The sequence below is a fragment of the Bacillus sp. Root920 genome, assembly GCF_001429445.1.
GTDB lineage: Bacteria > Bacillota > Bacilli > Bacillales > Bacillaceae > Bacillus > Bacillus safensis.
Genome location: NZ_LMJV01000001.1, coordinates 747291 through 768765, shown reverse-complemented (window position 1 = coordinate 768765; position 21475 = coordinate 747291). Strand labels below are relative to the sequence as shown.

Genomic DNA, 21475 nt, shown 5'->3' with positions numbered 1-21475 from the left:
TTCTTCTGATCCCCCCTGCTTAATTCGATGAGTTGTTCTCTTTATACGGAATCGATGCGTATCCTTTCATTCTTCTAAAGAAAATCAGTAGAACAGCCACTACGAATATCGCAATCGAAATCATCTGTGCGATTCGAAGATGCTCTGTCAGCATTAAGCTGTCTGTTCTCATCCCTTCAATGAAGAAACGGCCGATGGAATACCAAATTAAATAAGACAAGAAGATTTCGCCTCTGCGCAGCGAAGTTCTGCGTAATAAAATCAAGATGACAACACCAACAAGATTCCATAATGATTCGTATAAGAACGTCGGGTGATAATAGGTACCATCAATATACATTTGATTAATGATAAACTCAGGCAGATGCAAATTTTCTAAAAAGGTTCTTGAAACCGCCTCACCGTGTGCTTCTTGATTAATAAAGTTCCCCCAGCGTCCAATTGCCTGCCCTAGTAAAATACTAGGTGCTGCGACGTCAGCTATTTTCCAAAAGGATATCTTTCTCACTTTTGTAAAAATGATGGCTGTCAGCACGGCACCGATCAGCCCGCCGTGAATCGCAATTCCACCATTCCAAATCTTAATGATTTCGTTTGGGTGCTGCTGATAGTAATCCCATTCAAAGGATACATAATAAATTCGGGCACAAATAATCGCTATTGGAATGGCAAATAAGATTAAGTCAATGAACGTATCTTTATTGATTCCTCTTTTTTCACATTCTCTCAAGGCGAGCCAAAGTCCAAGCAAGGCCCCGACCCCAATAATCACACCATACCAATGAACCGAAATAGGTCCGAGGTGAAAAGCAATCGGATCAATTGGCTGAATTGCTTCGTTCATATAGTCAACTCCTATTCATCCTGGCCATTGTCTTCAATGACATCGGCAAGTTTACTTGTAAATTGTTCCGCTGCATTATGTCCCATACGTTTCAGCCTGAAGTTCATCGCAGCCACCTCAATGATGACCGCTAAGTTTCGTCCTGGCCGCACAGGGATCGTCAGCTTCGGCACATCTGTATCGATAATGCGCATTTTCTCTTCTTCCAGTCCTAAACGATCATACTGTTTGCCTTGTTCCCAAAGCTCAAGGTTCATTACAATCGTAATTCTCTTATAGCTTCTGACAGCGCCTGCTCCAAATAAGGTCATTACATTAATAATGCCTAACCCGCGGATTTCTAAAAGATGTTCAATCAGCTCAGGTGCGCTCCCGACTAACGTATCCTGATCCTCTTGACGAATTTCCACGCAATCGTCTGCGACCAGCCGATGTCCTCTCTTCACTAATTCTAAGGCTGTTTCACTTTTTCCTACTCCGCTTTTCCCAATTAACAACACACCTACACCATATACATCTACGAGCACACCATGAATGGCAGTCGTTGGTGCAAGCTTACTTTCTAAAAAGTTGGTCAATCGACTGGAAAGTCTTGTCGTTTTTAGACTAGATCGTAAAACAGGCACGCCATTTTCATTTGATGCTTCGATTAATTCCTTCGGGACATCACGATCTCGTGACAAAATAATGGCAGGGGTAATATCTGTACAAAGAGACATCATTCTCTGCTTTCGTTCGCGTTCTGGGAGCTGTTCAAAAAAAGAAAGCTCAGTTTTCCCTAAAAGTTGAACTCTTTCTTTTGGGTAATATGTAAAATAACCAGCCATTTCAATACCTGGTCTGGAAAGATCACTGATTGTAATGGGACGATTAATCCCTTCTTCCCCACTTACCAGTTCAAGATGAAATTGTTCCATTATGTCCTTCGTACGAACTTTCGGCACGTTTCTTCCTCCTTTTATCACAGGCGATTCAGAAATACAGCTCTATTTTATCACTTTCAATGATGAACCCAAAACAGTATTTTATCCTGTTCCTGTTTCCCTGCCCTAACTGGTATAGACAACTATACTTAAAAAGAGTAAACTTAAATGAAAGATAACGAATAAGGGGGCTCAAACATGAGCGGTTCTTTATTGCTCTCCAACATTCATATTGTGACAAAGACAAAGGTCATTGAAAACGGTTTTGTCGGTTTACGCGATGGCAAGATTGACTATATTTCAACATCACCACCGACAGGAAATTATGAAAAAGTATATATTTCCCGGGAAAACTTTTATTTACTCCCCGGAATGATTGATATTCACATCCATGGCGGATACGGTGCAGACATGATGGATGCGACGGCAGAAGCGATGAATACACTCGCTGACAACCTTCCATCCGAAGGAACGACAAGTTTTTTAGCGACAACCATCACACAAAACCATCATGAGATTGAGCATGCACTTAAAAATGTCGCTCAGTGGAAACAAAGTAATGAAGCACAAGCAGGAAATCAGGCACAATGTATAGGAATCCACCTCGAAGGTCCATTTATTTCTAAAGATAAGGCAGGAGCACAGCCTGTTCAATGGATTAAACAGCCGGACATCCCGCTTTTTAAAAAATGGCTGGATGCTTCTGATCAGCTCATTCGAATTGTCACGTTTGCACCTGAGGAAGACACAGATTTTGCATTTCTTTCTCTATTACAGGAAAAGAACATTATCCCTTCTATTGGACATACGAATGCCCATCATGACATGATCAATTTAGCCGCTAAGCATGGTGCACGCCATGTAACGCATCTTTATAACGCAATAAGTTCGTTTCAGCACCGTGAACCGAACGCTGTAGGTGCTGCTCTTACGAACGAGAATCTTCATACTGAGCTGATCACAGATGGGATTCACTCCCATCCTCTTTCCATCAAGCTTGCGTATTTGGCAAAAGGAAGTGATCGTTTAATCATGATCACAGACTCGATGCGTGCAAAAGGGCTTGGGAATGGAACGTATGAATTTGGCGGTCAGACGGTCACAGTCAGCGGCGAAAAAGCATTGCTGGACGATGGTACACTTGCAGGATCGATTTTGCGAATGAAAGATGGCGTCAAACGGATGAAACAGCTCACTGATTGTGATTGGACAGAGATTGCGAAGATGACCTCAACCAATGCGGCCGCTCAGCTGGGACTTGATCAACAGCTCGGTTCCATCGAAGTTGGAAAACTAGCAGATCTGGTGATTTGGGATGAATCTGGTGAACTGATGATGACGATCTGCCGTGGACAAATCGTCTTTGAAAAAAAGGAGGCCAACCACTAATGAACATCATCGAATTTGAAAGCAAAGATCAATTAGGAAAAGAAGCAGCTGCCATTATTGCAAGGACAATAGCTGCTAAACCCGATGCCGTACTCGGCCTAGCAACGGGCGGTACACCTATTGAAACTTACAAAGAGTTAATTCAACTTCATCAAGCGCATCAATTGTCTTTCAAGCAAACAAAAACAATCAATTTAGATGAATATGCAGGACTTGATCCAGAACATGAAAATAGTTATATGACCTACATGAAACGTCATTTATTTGACCATATTGATCTCACTCAGGATCAGTATTTTCTTCCAAATGGCAATGCAGCTCATTTAGAAAAGGAATGCTTAAGATATGACCAGCTCATTGAGGCTGTAGGCGGCATCGATCTTCAGCTCCTTGGAATCGGTCAAAATGGGCATATCGGTTTTAATGAACCAGGTACCCCTTTCAACTCAAAAACTCATGTCGTGCAGTTAGATGAAAACACGAGACAGGCTAACGCAAGATACTTTTCTTCTATTGATGAGGTACCTACACATGCCATCACAATGGGAATTGCGAGCATTCTTTCAAGTAAAAAGATTCTCCTTCTTGCTTCGGGAAAATCAAAAGCGAAAGTGATACAATATTTAGAACAGGCAGAGATTCATCCGGACTTCCCAGCGTCTGCACTGAAACTTCATGAAGATGTAACGGTCTTGATTGATCGAGATGCTGGATCACTACGCTAAAAACGAGAGGATTTTCACATGTTTATTGATAAGCAGTCACCTATTCCGATGTACCATCAGATTATGGAGAACCTGAAAAAACAGATTGAGGATGGAACATTAGCACCTGATACACTCATTCCTTCTGAAAGAGAATATGCCGAACGCTTTGGTATTAGTCGAATGACTGTCAGACAAGCCTTATCGAATCTTGTGAACGAAGGATATTTGTATCGACAAAAAGGAAAAGGCACCTTTGTAAGCCGAAAAAAATTTGAACAGCCGCTTCAAGGCTTAACAAGCTTTTCAGAGGATATGCGCCAGCGAGGGCTCAAAGCATCAAGCCAGCTGATTGACTTTAAAAAAACCGCATGTCCAGAGCACTTGCTGCCAGTCTTACATCTGTCAAATAGTGATGCTGTATTTGAGCTAAAACGGATACGCCTTGCAAATGATGAACCGATGGCGATTGAAACGAGCTATATACCTGAAAGATTTGCCGGAGATTTAACAAAGGAACATTTAACGGGCTCTTTATATGAATATATAGAAACTCACACTGGCCATGTCATTGCTCATGCCAAACAGGAACTTGAAGCCAATGTTGCCTCAAAGGATGAAGCAAACTTGCTGTCTATTTCAGCAGGCGATCCTGTTCTGTCCATAACAAGAACGACTTTTTTTCAACAAGACATTCCATTTGAGTATGTCGTTTCTGTTTATAGAGGGGATCGTTACAAGCTCATTCATACAATGGAAAGATAAACAGTGCCCCTGACACGGAGCACTGTTTTTTTATTTCCTAAGAAATTTTGTTTCGTCATCATCTTTTGTATGAATTTTCCATATTGGTGAAATGGCTTTTCCTTGAAAACGATCTTTTGCTACAGTGTACCAATAATAATCTTCATTTGGCTTTAAGCCCTTCCACTCAAAGCTTGCTTTTTTGCCGCTTTTTACGCCGCGCGCTTCTCCTAGAAGAACATTCGTATACACATTGAGTTCAAAATAATTGGTTTTGACAGATTTCATTTTCGGTGTCAAATCTACATCGATTGAAAATTCATCCTGATCTCCATACGTTTTAGGATCATAAAAATGCTCTTGATTCAAGTAAGGAGAGTATGTCGTAAAATGAAGTTGATTTTTTTCTTGATCGGCTGTTATGACCCTCATAAACCCTTGACCACCTTCAGGTCCTGACTGATAATCGGCGAGTATTTGATATACTTTCCTGTCGACTTTTCCATCATGGTCATCATCAAGCTCATCTACTTTCCTGCTTGCTCCATGGTAATGGCCGCTAAATACGGCCACAATATTAGGATGGCGTTTCACCACTTGGTGGAAGATGAGGTCGCCAATCGGACTCCGGTTGCCGCTCACTAACAAATACTCATGGAAATTTAAAATGACAATACGATCTGGATGCTCAGAAATTACACGGTTTAACCAATCAATTTCATCTTGCTTAATCCCCCAGCCCATGTACACCATCATATAATCATTGCCGCCGGCAGAGATGAGATCATAATGACCTTTATTGTTTCGATAGGATTCACCATAGTAAGGCTTATCCGCAAAGCGTTTTTCCCCGAAATATTTCCCATATTCCGCATATAAACCGTCCTTGTGTCTAACATCATGATTTCCTGCTAAAACACCATAGGGAATGTGATTCTGATCCAATACACGCATAAATGTATCAGCACGGTGCCATTGCTTATCCTTTGAATCATCCACAATATCGCCTGTATGGAACACATATTGAATGTTTAATTTTTCCCTTTGATCTCTGATCCATTCGACCATTTGTTTAAAGATATGAGGATAGCTCTTTGCATAATATTGAGTGTCAGACATCCATACCATCTTATATGGCTTTTGCGATTTGCTGATTTCATCCTGTACTAGCAAATCAAACGTTTGATTCTTCATGTACTGTCTCACTGACAGCAGCCCTTTCAGGTAAAATTCCTTTTGATCCTTGGCAAAGTGATGAGTGATTTTATCCCACTTTTCCTGCTGGTGATTCCACGCGTACATTGTCACCTTTCTCCCTGACAATGAACTCCCTTTCCATACAGCTTCGACGACATCCTTTTCACGTACATCATGATGAACCTTAATTTGAAAACGATGATAAGGAAAACGCTGTAAATCCTTCGTTTCAACTGACTTCCCATCAACAAATGCAATACGGTTCCTTTCTTGATCAGAAAAAATCATTTCTCCTTTTTGGAGATAACTCTTAGGCGGTTCTGTCTCTGCTGCATACTTAAAAATCTTCATTGAAGGATGCAGCGATGTATATTGATAGGCACGATAAAAAGAGTAATCTAACTTATCATTCGTTGGATCCTTGGTTAGCACAGTTTGTTTTGATGATTTCATTTTTGTCTTATCTGCCACCCGCTCTGGTGTTTCAGGATGCTCATGTACCGTCTTGAACTCTTTTTTTAACGTCGACATGTTACCAGCTGCGTCTTTTGCTTTGATCGTAAACGTGTGCTTCCCAGGCTTTAATTCACTAGAGGACGTCTGATATGGCAAAGAAACTGGTTTGCCATCTACATATGCCTTCAACTCCTCTATGTCACTCCAGCGATCCGTTACTTTTGCTTTTAATGTAAAGGCGCCTTTATATTGATCCTTTGCTTGTACGTTGGTCTTAATTCTCGGCCCAGTGTTATCAACTTTTACACGTACTGAAGCGTGCTCGTCTGAGGTTTTGGCCTCAATCAGGTGCGGCCCTTCTTTCAGCCTTTTTGTGTCCCACTTTATATAGGTTGAGACATACGCCTCTTTTGGAATCTCAAATTGAAACGTTCTCACCTTTTTTGCGTTCCCGCTGTCTCCCATTCTCCATTCTTTTAGCGGCTTCGCATTGATTGGCGGAATTTGTGTTCCATTTGATAAGATCATCCTGACGTTTTTCAATTCAAAATCATCATGATTCTCTCCAGGCAGCCGGTCCATCGGAGAAGACTTTGTGCCAGCGTGGAAAGAGATCGTTTGGAGACCTGCCTTTTTTATCTCTTCTTCGGGTATTGGCATTGTATAGGTACGGTACACTTTTGTCGAATCATCAAAAATAGAAAGTAAACGCCTACCTATAGACACACCATTTTTAAAATATAAATTTGTTCCTTTGACATCAAATGCGATATATGGATCTGCTTCAAGGGCAGAGGATACTTGCTGATTCCGTTTACCATCTATCCGCAATTCGATGCTTTTTTTCTGATCAGACGTTGCCTTTAATGAAAATAAACCTGATACCGTATCTCCCTCTTCTACATTGAATCGGAGACCGTGGGCTTTGCTGACCTGCTCCACATCAATCGTTTTTTTCAACGTCTTGGCTTCATTTTCGCCGTCTGACGCTTCAAGCTGATATTCCAATTGTTCTTTCCCAATCAACTCAGGTGAATAAATAATATGATGAAATAACCGGTCATTATGGTCTTTTTGCAGCAGTATTTCCTTAAACGGATCTTTTCGATTCGTTCGATAGCGCAGCTTGACGGTTTTTACGGCCTGATCATCTTGGACATCTGCTTTAATCTCTACACTTTCAGTTGGTTTCACCGGTTTCCTTACCGTCATATCTTCAATCACAGGTTTATGGATATCTTGAGAAATTTCCTTTTTTTCAGATGGAATTTGTGCTTTTAGCACTTTACCTGGAGTGGGTTCTTCCTCAATTTTCGAAATCAGCTTCGTCTGCGTAGTACCATCCATTGGATACTTAAACAGCAAGGATTTATGCTCGCTAAACCATGATGGCTTCAAACGAAATGCAGCAGAAGAAATCTCTTCACCTATATTTGTTGTGATCGAAACAAGACGAGATTTAGAGTTGGACAGCCCTTTGCTCTCGATAATGGATAGATGCTCGCCCTCTTTTAATTGGCTTTTGTACATGGCATTAAAGTCCGCTGTCGTTAAATGCTCCTGCCCTTTTTTTCTCAGCCAGAATACATAAGGTTTTCCAGGTGAAATGGTGACTGGATTTGTGTGAAAGGAATATACATCATCCATTTCAATGCCCTGTGCAGGATTGCGGTAGCGGAGCTGATAATGTTTAAGAGAGATAGGCGCATGTGTCGTGTTATACACTTCGATAAACTCAAAAGCATCTTTGCCTTTTCGGTTTTTTGAATTGACGACAATTTCTGTGATGAATAAATCCGGAATATGTGAAAGATCTTCTTCAAATCCATTTAAATGAACCGATTTCTCTGCCGTTTTGATGACTGATTTTTGCGTAAGGAACTCTGTATAGTAACGAACGGTTGGATTCCATAATTGATCTGGCGGAATTTTCGCTGTAAATTCTGGCTTCATCCCTGGCAGCCGTTCCATTGGAATCAAACGATACCCCAGTTCATCACTTTGTTTATAATACAAGTTCGCAGACAAAATCTGTTCTTGGTCACTAATGGACGCACGAAACTGTAGATCATGGCTTTTTCCTAGAACCGGGCGGACGTCCACATGAAATTGGTCAAAGATAAAAGGCGAAAAAGGCTTGTCCGGTACATTCACTTCTGTTTGAAGAAAAGGTCCTGCTGAAGCAGGCTGACTGAAACAAAAAAGAATGATAAAAACACATAAAAGCATGATTTGTCTACTCACGTTCACCATCTTGCACCGCCTCCCTTCGGATATTGTGTCTCCTGAAGGTCGTTTTTATGTCAGATGGAACGGAGAAACGATGCAAATTTGCACAAAAAAACCGTTAGCTTTTTTTCGCTAACGGCTCTACAATTCCTTTTTGTATCAACAGATGGAAAATGGATAAAATGACAGCCATCCAAATGGCCGTTCCGAATCCATCAATGTTAAAGCTATCTCCCATAAAGCTCGATGTCATCATGAGTGTAATCGCATTGATGACAAATAAGAACAATCCTAGTGAAAGAACGGTCACTGGAAGCGTTAAAATGATCAAAAACGGCTTCACTAAAATATTGAGCAAGGACAAAATGATACTTGCCACAATGGCTGCGCCAAAACCTTCAATATACACGCTCCCGAGCCCAGGCAGAATGCCCGAATCAAAATATCCAGCAATGACGATTAAAAGTAATGCATTTACTAAAATACTGACGATCCATCTAAGCATTTATTTAGTGCCTTCTTCCGGAACAACAAAATACCAGATGAAGTAGATCAGGAAGATCGGCATAAATGCTGTCAAAAATCCGATGATGACGGTTAAAATGCGAAGCAGGGATGCATCCACACTTAAATATTCCGCAAGTCCACCAACAACACCCGCTATTTTTTTATCTGTTGCTGAACGATAAAGCTTCTTCATGTAGAATCACTCCTTGTCTGATTGGTGCTTTACTTGTATTGAGCCTGTTTTTGTTTCTGCAAAAATGGATATACTGTGCACCGCTTGTTGATTGGCTTTGATCATTTTCTCTTTTTGTAATGTTTCATTTTTTTCTTTAATCATCTCTGCATCAAGTAAATCATGAGAGATAGACCCAAGATTGCTTTTCAGCTCAGCGGTCACTGCACATGCACGCGGAACCTGAACGTCCACACTGCCTGTTGTCGTTTTCGCATAGATGGAACGGCACTTTTCATCTGACAGCTGAACAGCAATATTTCCATTAAAGCTTTGAGCATCAATTGATTCACTTTTCCCGCGCAGGTCTATGAGCCCATTGATGGTTTCTACTTCAATCATACCACACTCGTGATCTGCCAGTTTGATTTGTCCGTTTGCTGTTTCTATTCCGACTTTTTCTGCTTGTAACGAAGCAAAAGAGACAACACCATTTGTCGTTTTCGCGGCAAGTTCTTTTGTCTTTAGCTTTTCCCCGCGAATCGGTCCATTAAACAGCTTGACCTTGATCTTATCGTATTGGATACGCGGTACGTATAATGTAACATTGACTTTCATCGTCTTCTTTTCGGTTCGAATAAAAAATTTATCTCCTTCAAGCCCGCAGTCCAATTGATTGAGAAATTGCTGTCTTGCCTGCTCTCCATCCTCTGCACGGTAAATTTTTGCATGACACTCTGCTCGAATATCTCGATCGTCCCAAGGCATCACGTTGAGGCTGCCGTTCGCCAATTGAATATCTAAATGGGAAAGCGATGCGTCCTTGAACTGAAAAATGTGCTCAACATCAACGGACTGTCCAAAGTTCAAATCAAGATCCACGTCTTTTACCTTTTTCACCGCAGAGTCTAACCAGCCAAACAGCTTTGCCCCAAGATTTTCGGTGCCGTTTCCTTTGCTCTCTGCTCCAGCTTTTTCTTCATGAAAGCTGTGATCAGCCGTAGACTTTTCTAATGAGACTGACTGACCTTCTTCTAGTTTTTCCAGCAGCGTAATTGCTTCTTTTGCTGATAATACTCCGTCTTCTACTAATTTTAAAATTCGTTCTTTTTCATTCATACAAAGCCCTCCTATGATTTGATGGATTGAAGTACTTTAATCCCTTGAATGATATTCCAAATGACAGAGATCAAAAAGCCAATGACTACTAAAAAAGACAAGATGAACACCGTCATGACTGGAATGAGCGAGTCACCTGCCTGTGTCGTCAATAAAAATGGGATAGACCCAAAAATCAACAGAATGCACGCTGCGACCGGCAAAAGATGTGACCATAATGCCCGCAATGCGTGCCGCTTCGTTTCCTTTTGATCTACTACAAAAAACGCCACGATCGGTACGATAAACGGCATAAATAATACACTAAAATAACAAATAGAAGCAATAATCGACTGATCTCTATTCATATATATTCGCTCCTTCATAACGAAAATCCCTTTCTAACTCATACGTTTATTGCGTATAAAAAGTTTCAAAATCATTCGATTTACATATGACCTTAGACACAAATTATTTCTTTTTGCACCTAAGAGTAGATTCTTCACAGATTACCCTTTAAAATATGTTGAAAAGATGGTGATTATCATTATAGGGGGTAATTATTTTGACAGATCATCATAATTCAAAACACACGGCTCAAACGCTTTTAGACCTTATACAGAAACAGAAAAGCATGAACAGCGATATGATCAAGGAGCTTGAGACCATTCATCCGTCTCATCCAAAGTATGGTGATATCCGTTATTTAAAGGTACTGCTCGACAGCAGCAGCACCCATATTTTAAAGGATTTAACGCACCTCAGTAATTTAATGCCGAAGGAAGATGTGCAGTAAAAGAAAAACCCCTCTTATCGAGGGGTTTTCTTTATGAAGAAGTCACACTTTCCGTTTCTTTAACCAGTTGTTTCATGCGTTTACGGTCACGCTCTAAAATAGGCTTCAAGTATTGGCCTGTGTAAGATGCTTCTTCTTTTGCAATGTGCTCAGGAGTGCCAGAGGCAATGATCGTTCCGCCGCCTGCACCACCTTCTGGTCCGAGATCAACGAGATAATCAGCTGCCTTGATAATATCAAGGTTGTGCTCAATGACCAACACCGTATCTCCGTTTTCAACCAAACGCTGAAGCACCTTTAATAAACGGGCAATATCATCCACATGCAGTCCTGTTGTCGGCTCGTCCAAAATATAAAGGGACCTTCCGTTTGAACGGCGGTGAAGCTCAGATGCCAATTTCACGCGCTGCGCCTCTCCTCCGGACAATGTCGTTGCAGGCTGTCCAAGTGTAATGTATCCAAGCCCCACATCATAAATCGTTTGAAGCTTCCGCTTAATTTTTGGGATATTCTCGAAAAATTGGAGTGCGTCCTCCACAGTCATTTCAAGCACATCAGCAATGTTTTTCCCTTTATATGTGACCTCGAGTGTTTCGCGGTTATAACGTTTCCCGTGACACACTTCACAAGGCACATACACATCTGGCAAAAAGTGCATTTCAATTTTAATGATGCCATCCCCGCGGCACGCCTCACAGCGGCCGCCTTTGACGTTAAAGCTGAATCTGCCTTTTTTATAGCCTCTTACCTTTGCTTCGTTGGTTTGTGCAAACACATCCCGCACATCATCAAAGACACCTGTATACGTGGCAGGGTTGGATCTTGGTGTACGGCCAATTGGAGATTGATCAATATCAATGACCTTATCCAAATGATCCATTCCTTTGATTTCTTTGTGCTGCCCTGGCTTCGCCTTCGCTCTGTGCAATTTTTGTGAAAGTGATTTTAATAGAATTTCATTCACAAGCGTACTTTTTCCTGAGCCGGATACTCCGGTCACAGCTGTAAAGACGCCCAGAGGAAATTTCGCATTCACGTTTTTCAAGTTGTTTTCTTTTGCACCTTTTATCTCAATATAGCGGCCATCAGGCTTTCTTCTCTCAATTGGCAGCGGAATAAATTTCTCGCCAGATAAATATTGTCCTGTTAAGGATTTCGGGTCCTTCATGACTTCTTCTGGCGTTCCAGCTGAAATCACTTCTCCTCCATGAACTCCTGCTCCAGGTCCAATATCTATTAAATAATCAGCGGCTAGCATGGTATCTTCATCATGCTCCACGACAATCAGTGTGTTCCCGATGTCACGCATATTTTTCAACGTCCCGATCAACCGGTCATTATCGCGCTGATGCAGACCAATGGATGGTTCATCTAATATATAAAGAACACCTGTCAGCCTTGAGCCGATTTGAGTTGCCAGGCGAATCCGCTGCGCCTCTCCGCCTGATAGTGTGCCAGCGGACCGGCTCAAATTCAGATAATCTAAGCCCACATTATTTAAGAAGGACAAACGCTCTTTGATTTCACGTAAAATGAGCTGGGCAATCTGCAAATCTTTCTCAGACAACTCAATTTTTTCATAGAAATCAAGGGCATCAGAGACAGACAAATCGGTGATTTCTCCGATATGCTTGCCATTGATGAGAACCGCCAGCGTTTCTTTTTTCAGACGATATCCTTTACATGTCGGACATGGCTGATTGGCCATATATTTTTCCATTTGTTCACGAATATAATCAGAGCTGGTTTCCTTATAACGCCGTTCAATATTACGAAGAACGCCTTCAAACTCAATTTCATTTTCACGTACCTGGCCAAAATCATTTTCATATTTAAAATAAATCCGTTCAGATCCGCTTCCATATAAAATTTTATCAAATAAATGCGATGGGATATCTTTCACTGGAATGTCCATGTCGATGCCATAATGTGTACAAACAGCCTCAAGAAGCTGTGGATAGTATTGCGAGCTTTGCGGCTCCCATGGTGCAATGGCATGCTGCCGTAAAGTCAGATCCTTATTAGGAATGACAAGCTCAGGGTCGACTTCCAGTTTTGAACCGAGCCCATCACAGCTCGGGCAGGCACCAAAAGGACTATTAAACGAAAACATTCTCGGCTCAAGTTCACCAATAGAGAACCCGCAATGCGGACAAGCATGATGTTCGCTGAATAACAGCTCTTCTTGTCCAATCACATCAATCATCACTCGGCCTTCGCCCAGCCGCAGCGCCGTTTCAAGGGAGTCAGACAGCCGAGCAGCAACGCCTTCCTTCACGACAATTCGATCAATGACTACTTCAATGGAATGCTTCTTGTTCTTTTCAAGCTCGATATCTTCTGAAAGATCCTCCATCTCTCCATCGACTCTCACTCGTACATAGCCCTGCTTTCGAATTTGATCAAGCACTTTCACATGTGTTCCTTTGCGGCCGGATACAACTGGCGCAAGCACTTGTAATTTCGTTCTTTCAGGATACTCTAAAATACGATCTGTCATCTGCTCAATCGTTTGTGACGTAATTTCAATTCCATGTATAGGACAAATAGGTTTTCCGACTCGAGCATACAAGAGACGCAAGTAATCATAAATTTCAGTGACAGTACCAACTGTTGATCTAGGGTTTCGGCTCGTCGTTTTCTGGTCAATACTAATCGCCGGAGAAAGACCTTCAATGGCATCTACATCCGGTTTATCCATCTGCCCAAGAAATTGGCGTGCATACGCTGAAAGAGATTCAACGTACCTGCGCTGACCTTCTGCATAAATCGTATCAAAGGCAAGCGACGATTTTCCTGAACCAGATAATCCCGTAATGACCACTAGCTGGTCACGCGGGATATTGACATCAATATTTTTAAGGTTGTGTGCTCTAGCACCTTTCACCTCTATTCGTTCCATAGCCATCAGGCAATCATCCTTCCGCTTTTAGCTCTAACAATAGATCTCTTAATTCTGCTGCTTTTTCAAAATCAAGCGCTTTTGCTGCATCTTTCATTTCCATCTCGACTTTTTCGATCACTTTTTCTCGTTCTTTTTTGCTCATTTTCGAAAGCTTTGGTGCTGCTTTTGTTTCGTATTCTTCTGAATCCTCATGTATCTTTGTTGCCTTAATGACATCTCGAATTTTCTTATGGATCGTTTGCGGTGTAATCCCGAATTTCTCATTATATGCTTCTTGCTGTTCTCGTCTTCGCTTCGTTTCTTGAATCGCAATGTCCATCGATTTCGTCATATTGTCTGCATACATAATGACCCGGCCTTCTGCATTTCTCGCTGCACGGCCAATCGTCTGGATGAGGGATCTTTCAGAGCGCAAAAAGCCTTCTTTATCCGCATCTAAAATGGCCACAAGCGACACCTCTGGAATATCCAGTCCTTCACGAAGAAGGTTGATTCCAACAAGCACATCATATTTACCGAGACGCAGATCACGGATAATCTCAATCCGCTCAAGGGTCTTAATCTCGGAATGCAGGTAATTCACCTTGATTCCGATTTCTTTTAAGTAATCTGTGAGATCCTCAGACATTTTCTTCGTCAGTGTGGTCACGAGCACACGCTCATTTTTCTCAACTCGTGCATGAATTTCTCCAATTAAGTCATCAATTTGTCCTTCAATCGGACGGACTTCAATGATTGGATCAAGTAATCCTGTTGGACGGATAATTTGTTCCACAACCTCTGGTGTTTTCTCAAGCTCGTATGGACCAGGCGTTGCTGATACATGCACAATATGATTGATATGCTTTTCAAACTCATCAAAGGTGAGCGGTCTGTTATCAAGTGCTGATGGCAGGCGGAATCCGTGATCAACCAACACTTGCTTTCTAGCTTGGTCCCCGTTGTACATGGCGCGGATTTGCGGAATCGTCACATGCGACTCATCGACAACAATCATAAAATCATCTGGGAAATAATCAAGCAGTGTGTAAGGTGTTGAACCAGGCGGACGCAAGGTCAGATGTCTTGAATAGTTCTCAATTCCTGAACAAAAGCCCATCTCTCTCATCATCTCAAGGTCATATCTTGTCCGCTGCTCAAGGCGCTGCGCTTCAAGTAATTTTCCATTATCGCGAAGCTTTTCAAGCTGTTCTTCTAGCTCTTGTTCAATATTGATAATGGCTTTTTCCATTTTTTCTTCTCTTGTGACGAAGTGAGATGCTGGGAAAATCGCCACATGATCACGATCACCAAGTATTTCTCCAGTCAGCGCATCCACTTCACGAATACGTTCAATTTCATCACCGAAAAACTCCACTCTGATACAATGCTCATCTCGTGAAGCGGGAAAAATCTCAACAACGTCTCCTCTGACTCGGAAGGTTCCGCGCTGAAAATCTATATCATTACGAGAATACTGAATATCCACCAGCTTACGAAGAAGCTGATTGCGTTCAATCTCCATTTCAGTACGCAAAGACAGCACAAGCTCTCTGTATTCCTCTGGCGAACCTAAGCCATAAATACAGGACACACTGGCAATGATGATGACATCTCTTCTCTCAAATAACGAGGACGTAGCCGAGTGTCTCAGCTTATCAATCTCATCATTGATGCTGGCATCCTTCTCAATAAATGTATCGGTCTGAGGCACATATGCCTCTGGCTGATAATAATCATAGTAACTCACAAAATATTCAACAGCGTTATTCGGAAAAAATTCCTTGAATTCGCTGTATAACTGACCGGCAAGTGTCTTATTATGCGCAATGACAAGTGTCGGTTTATTCACTTCTTTGATCAGGTTGGAGACAGTAAAGGTCTTTCCCGTACCTGTAGCACCTAACAGCGTTTGATGCTGTTTCCCCTGATGGATCCCCTCAACAAGCTTTTCAATCGCCTTTGGCTGATCTCCTTGGGGCTGATAGTTAGAAACTAATTCAAAGCGGTCACTCACATCAAAGCCTCCGTTTCGTTACGAAATCTATCTAATGAATATATTATCATAAAAGAACACAAAAATACGAACTAAAGTTCGTCTCTTACTTGATTTTTATTTCCAATACAGTCATACCCTCTCTCCCATGGGAAATAACCCTCTTAAGAAAACCTTCCTTTCAGTATGGAACATTTTGGAGTGAGATATTCGATGAGCAGAAAAAGAAAGCTGTGCTTACTAGAAATCGTAAGCACAGCTCTTGTTTAAAACATGTCAGTTTTCAGCATTGAGATAACATCATTGATGTTTTTCAGCTTTTTCTCTTTTTTCGATTTCTTTCTTAGCCATAAACAAAGCCCCAGCTACTAAAGAAATAATATCTAATCCCACAATAAAGTAGGTTTCTGTATAGCCTTTCATGTACGAAGCAAATAAAAGCGCTGCTGTTAACGCAATGCCCACATAATGATTATAAGTAACCTTTGAAAATAAAATAACGAGCAAGAAAGGAAAAACTAGTGCAAATATGGCTTTTGTAATCACAAAAACCCTCCCTCTTCATGGTCTACTTCCTTGATTATAGTAAAGATTGGCATATTGAACAATTCACAGTTTTCAATTTCGCCTTTTTTCTCCATGTTCGGAGACTTTTGTTTTAGAAATAGAAGGAAATTAGTGAGATTGTCCCCTTTGTAAAGATAGGTCTTTCCGTCTTTGACAATAACATCCAATCAATCCTATGATTAAAATGATAGTGCGCACTATCATTTTAATCATAGAGACATACAAACCATTGGCTATTTGGATAAGGGGGCATTCCCATGTATTCAGTTTTATTTCATGCGGCTGAAGAATCCGCATCACTCGCAGGGGCAAAAGGCCTGAATTTAATCAAATTAAACAATCACGGCCTGCCAGTCCCAGATGGGTTTATTATTAAAACCAACAGCTTTGCAAGTTTTCTTTCATATCACAATCTGCAGCCAGCAGAACAAAACCTTTCTCAAAAAATCAAAGAAGCATCGTTTCCTTTACAAATGGAAGCAGAGCTGCTTTCGTCCTTTCAATCCTTGCGGAAGACTTACCCCTCAGTTGCAGTCAGGTCCTCTTCTGTTGCTGAAGATCTCGAAGGCGCCTCATTTGCAGGACAGTACGAGACTTATTTAAATATCAAAACAAATGAAGAGTTTTTACAGGCAGTCAAAGAATGCTGGTCTTCTTATTTTGCAGCGAGAGTCACAGAATATAAGGAAGAGATGAATGAAAATGAGGAAGAGATGCCGCTCATGGCCGTTGTCGTTCAAGGATTGATCCATTCTGACGTCTCCGGTGTCATCTTTAGTGAGAATCCCGTATCGGGGAAAACAAATGAAATGATGCTGACCGCAAGCTACGGATTGGGAGAAGCAATTGTCTCCGGCCTTGTGACACCAGACACGTTTATTGTAGATAAAGAGAATTTTTTGATTGAAAAAACACTTGGGGCGAAAGAGCTACAAATTGTTCCTTTCCAAGAGGGTGTCATCGAGGAGCCAGTATCGAAGGAAATGGCTGGCCAGTTTTGCCTGAACGATGATCAATTGAAGGAAATCACACAAATTACGAAACAAGTAGAAGAACTTTACGGACATGGAGTCGATATCGAATTTGGAATTGCAGATGGGTCGTTTTATTTACTTCAAGCAAGGCCGATTACTACAGCTCTTCCAAAAGCAGTAAATGAAACAGCAGGTGCTTCTTTTCAAATGAAGCCAGAAGAGCTGCAGGATTTCTGGATTTCAATGGATGATCATATGCCTGGTCCAACGAGCCCTCTTTTCTCAAGCCTAATCATACCAGCCTTAAAAAGCGGGATGAAGAAAAATGGAGAAAAGTATCAAGTACCTGATATGAACATCAAAGATATTAAACTTTACAGAGGCCACCTATACTCAGCACCGGATCTGCCAGAAGCGCAAGAAGGAGCTGCACCCGTTTTTGATGAAAGTATATTTGAGTTATTTCCTCATTTAAGTGAACGGATGTATGAGATTCTAGAGAAAAATTTCTTTCCATTTTACGAAAAACTCGATCGCCAAATGAATGAACCTATGACCATTGAAAAAGCCATCATTGGTTTTGAAGAATTAAAGGATTTTTATATTCAAGCATATGATGATCATTTTGATATCGTCATACCACAAGTCATTCTATCAGCCATCATTGAAGACATGCTTGTAACGTATACTGGTGATCCAACCCAAGTCGTCTTGCTGCACGAAATGATGATAGGCGTGATGAACAAATCTCTTGAAACAGACAAGGTGCTATCTGATATCGCAAAGGATGTCCTTCAAGATCCAGAACTTCATCAAGCATTTATTCAACATGAAAAGAACTCCGAGCTGTTACATGCACTCAATCACTCGGAAAAAGGAGGGCATTTCATTTCGAAATTGGAGGATTTTCTCCAAGTTTACGGCTGGCGATCTGTTAAAAGTCATGACCTTACAGATGAGACTTGGGCAGAAAACCCGGAGTTTATATTAGATATCATCAGAAATAACATCCATTGCCATTGTGATTTTGATGAAGAATTTGCAAAAGCAGTGATCAAAAGACAAGAGACATATAAACATTTTATGAGTCAAGTGAAGGATGAATCGTTTAAAACAAAATTTGAGACGCTGTATCAATTTGCCCTTCGAGCAGCGAATATCCGAGATGACCACCACTTCTATATTGATGCCATGTTAGATGCAAAGGCCCGGGTATATCTATTAAAAATAGGTGAACTTCTTGTACAAAAAGGAGCCATTCCTCATCAAGAAGATCTTTGGTATCTCTACGATGAAGAGGTACAAAAAGCGCTCACAACGTCTATCTCATTTGATTCGGTTATCCAGCAAAGAAAGATAGAAATGAAGGAAAATGAAGATATTCAACCACCGGCTTACATTGGTACACCAACTGAAGCGGAACTTCAGCAAGTAGAAAGAATGCTTGGTTCATTAAGAGAAAATGAAAACAACACACACGATGTGATCCATGGAATTGGCGCATCCAGCGGTATTGTTTCTGGAAGAGTAAAAGTCATTACATGTGCTGATGAATTCTCACAATTTCAAAAGGATGATATTTTAGTTTGTAAAACGACCACACCTTTATGGACGAGCTTATTTAGAGATGCGAAAGCAGTCATCACCGATGCTGGAGGCATTTTATCTCATTCAGCTATTATCGCAAGAGAGTATATGATGCCAGCTGTCTTAGGTACTAGAATAGCAACTGAAACACTTCAATCCGGTGACCTTGTGACAGTAGATGGCAGCAATGGACGCATTCAGATTTTAAAGCAGCATTCGCGTGCATAAACTTATCATTTTGGATGATATTGGCGGTCATAGGTTTTATCGGTATACTTACTTTGTTGCAAACACATTCATAACCTGAGGTGAGTATGCTTGTTAAAATCTACAAATCAACGAATCATTCGCGCAACAATGGATTTATTAACTGAAAAAGGCTATCAAAAAACAACAACCAAAGAAATAGCGACAAAAGCGAATGTGAGTGAAGCAACTATTTTTCGCAACTTTAAAAACAAACGCGGCGTGATTGCTGCCATTATGAAAATGAAATCAACACCGACAAAAACCCTAGAAGCAGAATTCAAAGGCGATTTATACACCGATTTGAAGTTTCTCGGTACCTATTTCCTTGAAGATTTGACTTCCAAAAAAGAATTTATTTATATCAGCATGCGAGATCCGGTTATGTATAAGGATTTAACCAGTCACGAAAAGATTTATCCTCAAGAATTGAGAGAAATGCTCATACAATATTTCAAAAAGATGGGTGCCCAGCATCATGTATTAAAAGGAAATGAAGACATTTATGCAGACATTTTCATTAGTACGTATTTCGGATTTTTCATTCAGCAGCTAGAGCAAGATTTTCAACTCGTTCTCACACAAAAAGAAGATTTTATTGAAACATGCACACACATTTTCATGAGAGGAATTTCTCCCGCTTAAAGGGTGGAATTCTTCTTTTTTACAAAAGGTGGTATACACATTGAGGTTAAAAAAAGAGAGTTTCGTCATCTATTCTTTGTTGCTTGGAGCTATACTAGTTCCAGTCAATTCAACGATGATCGCTGTCGCTCTATCATCCATATCAACTTATTATGATCAATCCCTTGCAAACATCACTTGGGTTGTCACAATTTATCTAATTGTCATGGCAGTCACTCAGCCTATCGCTGGTAAGTTAGGAGATATATACGGACACAGGCGAATGTATTTAATTGGGGTCATGCTCTTTTTAATTGGATCAATTGGATGTGCTTTAGCTCCTAATCTAGCTTTTCTCATCACTTTTCGTTCCATTCAAGCAGCTGGCGGTGCTATTTTAACACCGAATAGCATTGCATTGATTCGTGCAACAGTATCCCCCGAAAAATTGTCTAAAACAATGGGGTATTTTGGGTTTGGAGCCGGTATTGGTGCCGCACTTGGACCTTTTATTGGTTCGATTCTTATTCAGAGTTTTGATTGGCATTCTATATTCTTTGTCAATATCCCATTCTTGTTCCTTACACTTGTTACCGGCGTATTACTCATTCCAAAAACAAAGCATACACGCTTACAAGCAAATGTAGACATCACTGGTTCACTATACTTAACCATCGGGATTGCCACACTCATTCTATGCACTAAAAGCCAATTGCTAAATGAATACTTGATCTATGGAATTCTAGCGTTGATCGTCATTCCTTTATTCTTTAAACATGTACGAAAAGTAAAGAATCCGATCATCGATTTGTCGCTTTTTAAAAACAGTTCATTTACAAACGCAAACCTGTCGATCATGCTAAGTAATTTTGTGATGTATGCCATTCTTCTAATTATGCCGCTGTTTATGGAACAACAACTTGCACTTTCTCATACACAAAGCGGTATTATTCTATCAGTATTTTCTCTTTGCATGTCTATTAGCGGCTTGTTAGGGGCAAGACTCCATCCGAAAAAAGGCGCGAAAAAAATGATTGGCTTTTCATTTCTCTGTCTGACTTTATCAGGCATCATGTTAATCACACTCAGTCAGTTCCCTACCTTACCACTGCTTATCGTGACACTTGTCGCAGGTGGAATTTCATCAGGTATTGGAATGACCAGTATGCAGATGGCTTCTTTAACGTCTGTTGATCAAAGCTTATCTGGTTCAGCATCTGGTATTTTCTCTACCTTTCGATATTTTGGCAGTATCATTTCGTCTACATTGATTGGGATCATGAGTGGTTTCCAATCTTTATTTATTGTATTAATGGGTGCAGGTATTCTTGGTTTCCTTTTATCTCAACGTGTAAAAACCAAATCAACCTCCGCATCATCTGAACATTCCGCCTAATGACTCCCTTGCTCTATGTTTAGTTAGAGCGGGGAGTTTTCATCATTTGTATCACTGTAAACTATAGCGAGTGCATCCATCAAATCCTGAAAATCATCTTTTAAAGAAGAAAAAATGGCATATGTCCAGACAAAAAAGGAAC

Annotated in this window: 17 protein-coding genes; 7 read left to right on the top strand and 10 right to left on the bottom strand. The window is 40.8% G+C overall.

All coding sequences use genetic code 11. The features are described from left to right. Positions 1 to 19: 19 nt before the first annotated feature. Positions 20 to 844, bottom strand: a complete 825-nt coding sequence (lgt, locus tag ASE42_RS03485) for a prolipoprotein diacylglyceryl transferase (RefSeq protein ID WP_056765704.1) — start codon at positions 842 to 844, stop codon at positions 20 to 22. 11 nt (positions 845 to 855) lie between these two features. After that, on the bottom strand, positions 856 to 1788 hold the full coding sequence (gene hprK / locus ASE42_RS03480; protein WP_024423572.1) for an HPr(Ser) kinase/phosphatase: 933 nt from the start codon (positions 1786 to 1788) through the stop codon (positions 856 to 858). 177 nt (positions 1789 to 1965) lie between these two features. Here hprK and nagA point away from each other — a divergent pair, with 177 nt between their 5' ends. From nagA to ASE42_RS03465, 3 genes are read left to right on the top strand one after another with little or no spacing between them, the layout of a single operon-like run. Further along, positions 1966 to 3156, top strand: coding sequence for an N-acetylglucosamine-6-phosphate deacetylase (nagA, locus tag ASE42_RS03475; RefSeq protein ID WP_025093993.1), 1191 nt, complete (start codon positions 1966 to 1968; stop codon positions 3154 to 3156). Then, entirely contained in the window at positions 3156 to 3881 is a 726-nt protein-coding gene (nagB, locus tag ASE42_RS03470) for a glucosamine-6-phosphate deaminase (RefSeq protein ID WP_056765702.1), read from the top strand. Before nagA ends, nagB begins: the two co-directional genes overlap by 1 nt. An 18-nt stretch (positions 3882 to 3899) precedes the next feature. Beyond that, positions 3900 to 4625, top strand: coding sequence for a GntR family transcriptional regulator (locus ASE42_RS03465; protein ID WP_056765700.1), 726 nt, complete (start codon positions 3900 to 3902; stop codon positions 4623 to 4625). Positions 4626 to 4655: 30 nt separating this feature from the next. Here ASE42_RS03465 and ASE42_RS03460 read toward each other — a convergent pair whose 3' ends face one another. The 5 genes from ASE42_RS03460 to ASE42_RS03440 form a co-directional block, all read right to left on the bottom strand. Then, positions 4656 to 8510 (bottom strand): metallophosphoesterase, encoded by a 3855-nt coding sequence (locus ASE42_RS03460; RefSeq protein ID WP_056765698.1) that lies wholly within the window; start codon positions 8508 to 8510, stop codon positions 4656 to 4658. A 94-nt stretch (positions 8511 to 8604) separates the two neighbouring features. Further along, positions 8605 to 8991 carry a phage holin family protein gene (locus ASE42_RS03455; RefSeq protein WP_024423577.1) on the bottom strand — a complete coding sequence of 129 codons (387 nt, stop codon included), beginning with the start codon at positions 8989 to 8991 and terminating at the stop codon, positions 8605 to 8607. After that, positions 8992 to 9186, bottom strand: coding sequence for a PspC domain-containing protein (locus tag ASE42_RS03450; RefSeq protein WP_024423578.1), 195 nt, complete (start codon positions 9184 to 9186; stop codon positions 8992 to 8994). A 6-nt stretch (positions 9187 to 9192) separates the two neighbouring features. After that, positions 9193 to 10284: a DUF4097 family beta strand repeat-containing protein gene (locus ASE42_RS03445; protein WP_041107952.1), complete on the bottom strand. Its 1092-nt coding sequence runs from the start codon at positions 10282 to 10284 to the stop codon at positions 9193 to 9195. An 11-nt stretch (positions 10285 to 10295) separates the two neighbouring features. After that, positions 10296 to 10631, bottom strand: a complete 336-nt coding sequence (locus ASE42_RS03440) for a hypothetical protein (RefSeq protein ID WP_024427655.1) — start codon at positions 10629 to 10631, stop codon at positions 10296 to 10298. A 197-nt stretch (positions 10632 to 10828) separates the two neighbouring features. On the opposite strand from ASE42_RS03440, the gene ASE42_RS03435 reads away from it, so the two are divergent. Beyond that, positions 10829 to 11059 (top strand): hypothetical protein, encoded by a 231-nt coding sequence (locus tag ASE42_RS03435; RefSeq protein ID WP_024427654.1) that lies wholly within the window; start codon positions 10829 to 10831, stop codon positions 11057 to 11059. Positions 11060 to 11090: 31 nt separating this feature from the next. Here ASE42_RS03435 and uvrA read toward each other — a convergent pair whose 3' ends face one another. From uvrA to ASE42_RS03420, 3 genes are all read right to left on the bottom strand, one after another. After that, on the bottom strand, positions 11091 to 13967 hold the full coding sequence (gene uvrA, locus ASE42_RS03430) for an excinuclease ABC subunit UvrA (protein ID WP_034623782.1): 2877 nt from the start codon (positions 13965 to 13967) through the stop codon (positions 11091 to 11093). Between the two features lie 7 nt (positions 13968 to 13974). After that, positions 13975 to 15960, bottom strand: a complete 1986-nt coding sequence (gene uvrB / locus ASE42_RS03425) for an excinuclease ABC subunit UvrB (protein WP_056765696.1) — start codon at positions 15958 to 15960, stop codon at positions 13975 to 13977. A gap of 279 nt (positions 15961 to 16239) precedes the next feature. Further along, positions 16240 to 16485 (bottom strand): CsbA family protein, encoded by a 246-nt coding sequence (locus tag ASE42_RS03420; protein ID WP_025093987.1) that lies wholly within the window; start codon positions 16483 to 16485, stop codon positions 16240 to 16242. A 278-nt stretch (positions 16486 to 16763) separates the two neighbouring features. On the opposite strand from ASE42_RS03420, the gene ASE42_RS03410 reads away from it, so the two are divergent. The 3 genes from ASE42_RS03410 to ASE42_RS03400 all read left to right on the top strand — a co-directional run bounded on the left by ASE42_RS03410 (position 16764) and on the right by ASE42_RS03400 (position 21333). Continuing rightward, positions 16764 to 19295 (top strand): PEP/pyruvate-binding domain-containing protein, encoded by a 2532-nt coding sequence (locus ASE42_RS03410; protein ID WP_056765694.1) that lies wholly within the window; start codon positions 16764 to 16766, stop codon positions 19293 to 19295. Positions 19296 to 19385: 90 nt separating this feature from the next. After that, the gene (locus ASE42_RS03405; protein WP_025093985.1) at positions 19386 to 19958 is read left to right on the top strand and encodes a TetR/AcrR family transcriptional regulator; all 573 of its coding nucleotides are present in this window, start codon (positions 19386 to 19388) and stop codon (positions 19956 to 19958) included. A gap of 40 nt (positions 19959 to 19998) precedes the next feature. After that, on the top strand, positions 19999 to 21333 hold the full coding sequence (locus ASE42_RS03400; protein WP_024426233.1) for an MFS transporter: 1335 nt from the start codon (positions 19999 to 20001) through the stop codon (positions 21331 to 21333). Positions 21334 to 21475: the final 142 nt, after the last annotated feature.

Excerpts from the sequence above, each read along its gene's own strand:
- lgt (WP_056765704.1), bottom strand. The coding sequence starts at position 844 with ATGAACGAAGCAATTCAGCCAATTGATCCGATTGCTTTTCACCTCGGA.
- nagA (WP_025093993.1), top strand. The coding sequence starts at position 1,966 with ATGAGCGGTTCTTTATTGCTCTCCAACATTCATATTGTGACAAAGACA.
- nagB (WP_056765702.1), top strand. The coding sequence starts at position 3,156 with ATGAACATCATCGAATTTGAAAGCAAAGATCAATTAGGAAAAGAAGCA.
- ASE42_RS03465 (WP_056765700.1), top strand. The coding sequence starts at position 3,900 with ATGTTTATTGATAAGCAGTCACCTATTCCGATGTACCATCAGATTATG.
- ASE42_RS03460 (WP_056765698.1), bottom strand. The coding sequence starts at position 8,510 with ATGGTGAACGTGAGTAGACAAATCATGCTTTTATGTGTTTTTATCATT.
- ASE42_RS03455 (WP_024423577.1), bottom strand. The coding sequence starts at position 8,991 with ATGCTTAGATGGATCGTCAGTATTTTAGTAAATGCATTACTTTTAATC.
- ASE42_RS03450 (WP_024423578.1), bottom strand. The coding sequence starts at position 9,186 with ATGAAGAAGCTTTATCGTTCAGCAACAGATAAAAAAATAGCGGGTGTT.
- ASE42_RS03445 (WP_041107952.1), bottom strand. The coding sequence starts at position 10,284 with ATGAATGAAAAAGAACGAATTTTAAAATTAGTAGAAGACGGAGTATTA.
- ASE42_RS03440 (WP_024427655.1), bottom strand. The coding sequence starts at position 10,631 with ATGAATAGAGATCAGTCGATTATTGCTTCTATTTGTTATTTTAGTGTA.
- uvrA (WP_034623782.1), bottom strand. The coding sequence starts at position 13,967 with ATGGCTATGGAACGAATAGAGGTGAAAGGTGCTAGAGCACACAACCTT.
- ASE42_RS03410 (WP_056765694.1), top strand. The coding sequence starts at position 16,764 with ATGTATTCAGTTTTATTTCATGCGGCTGAAGAATCCGCATCACTCGCA.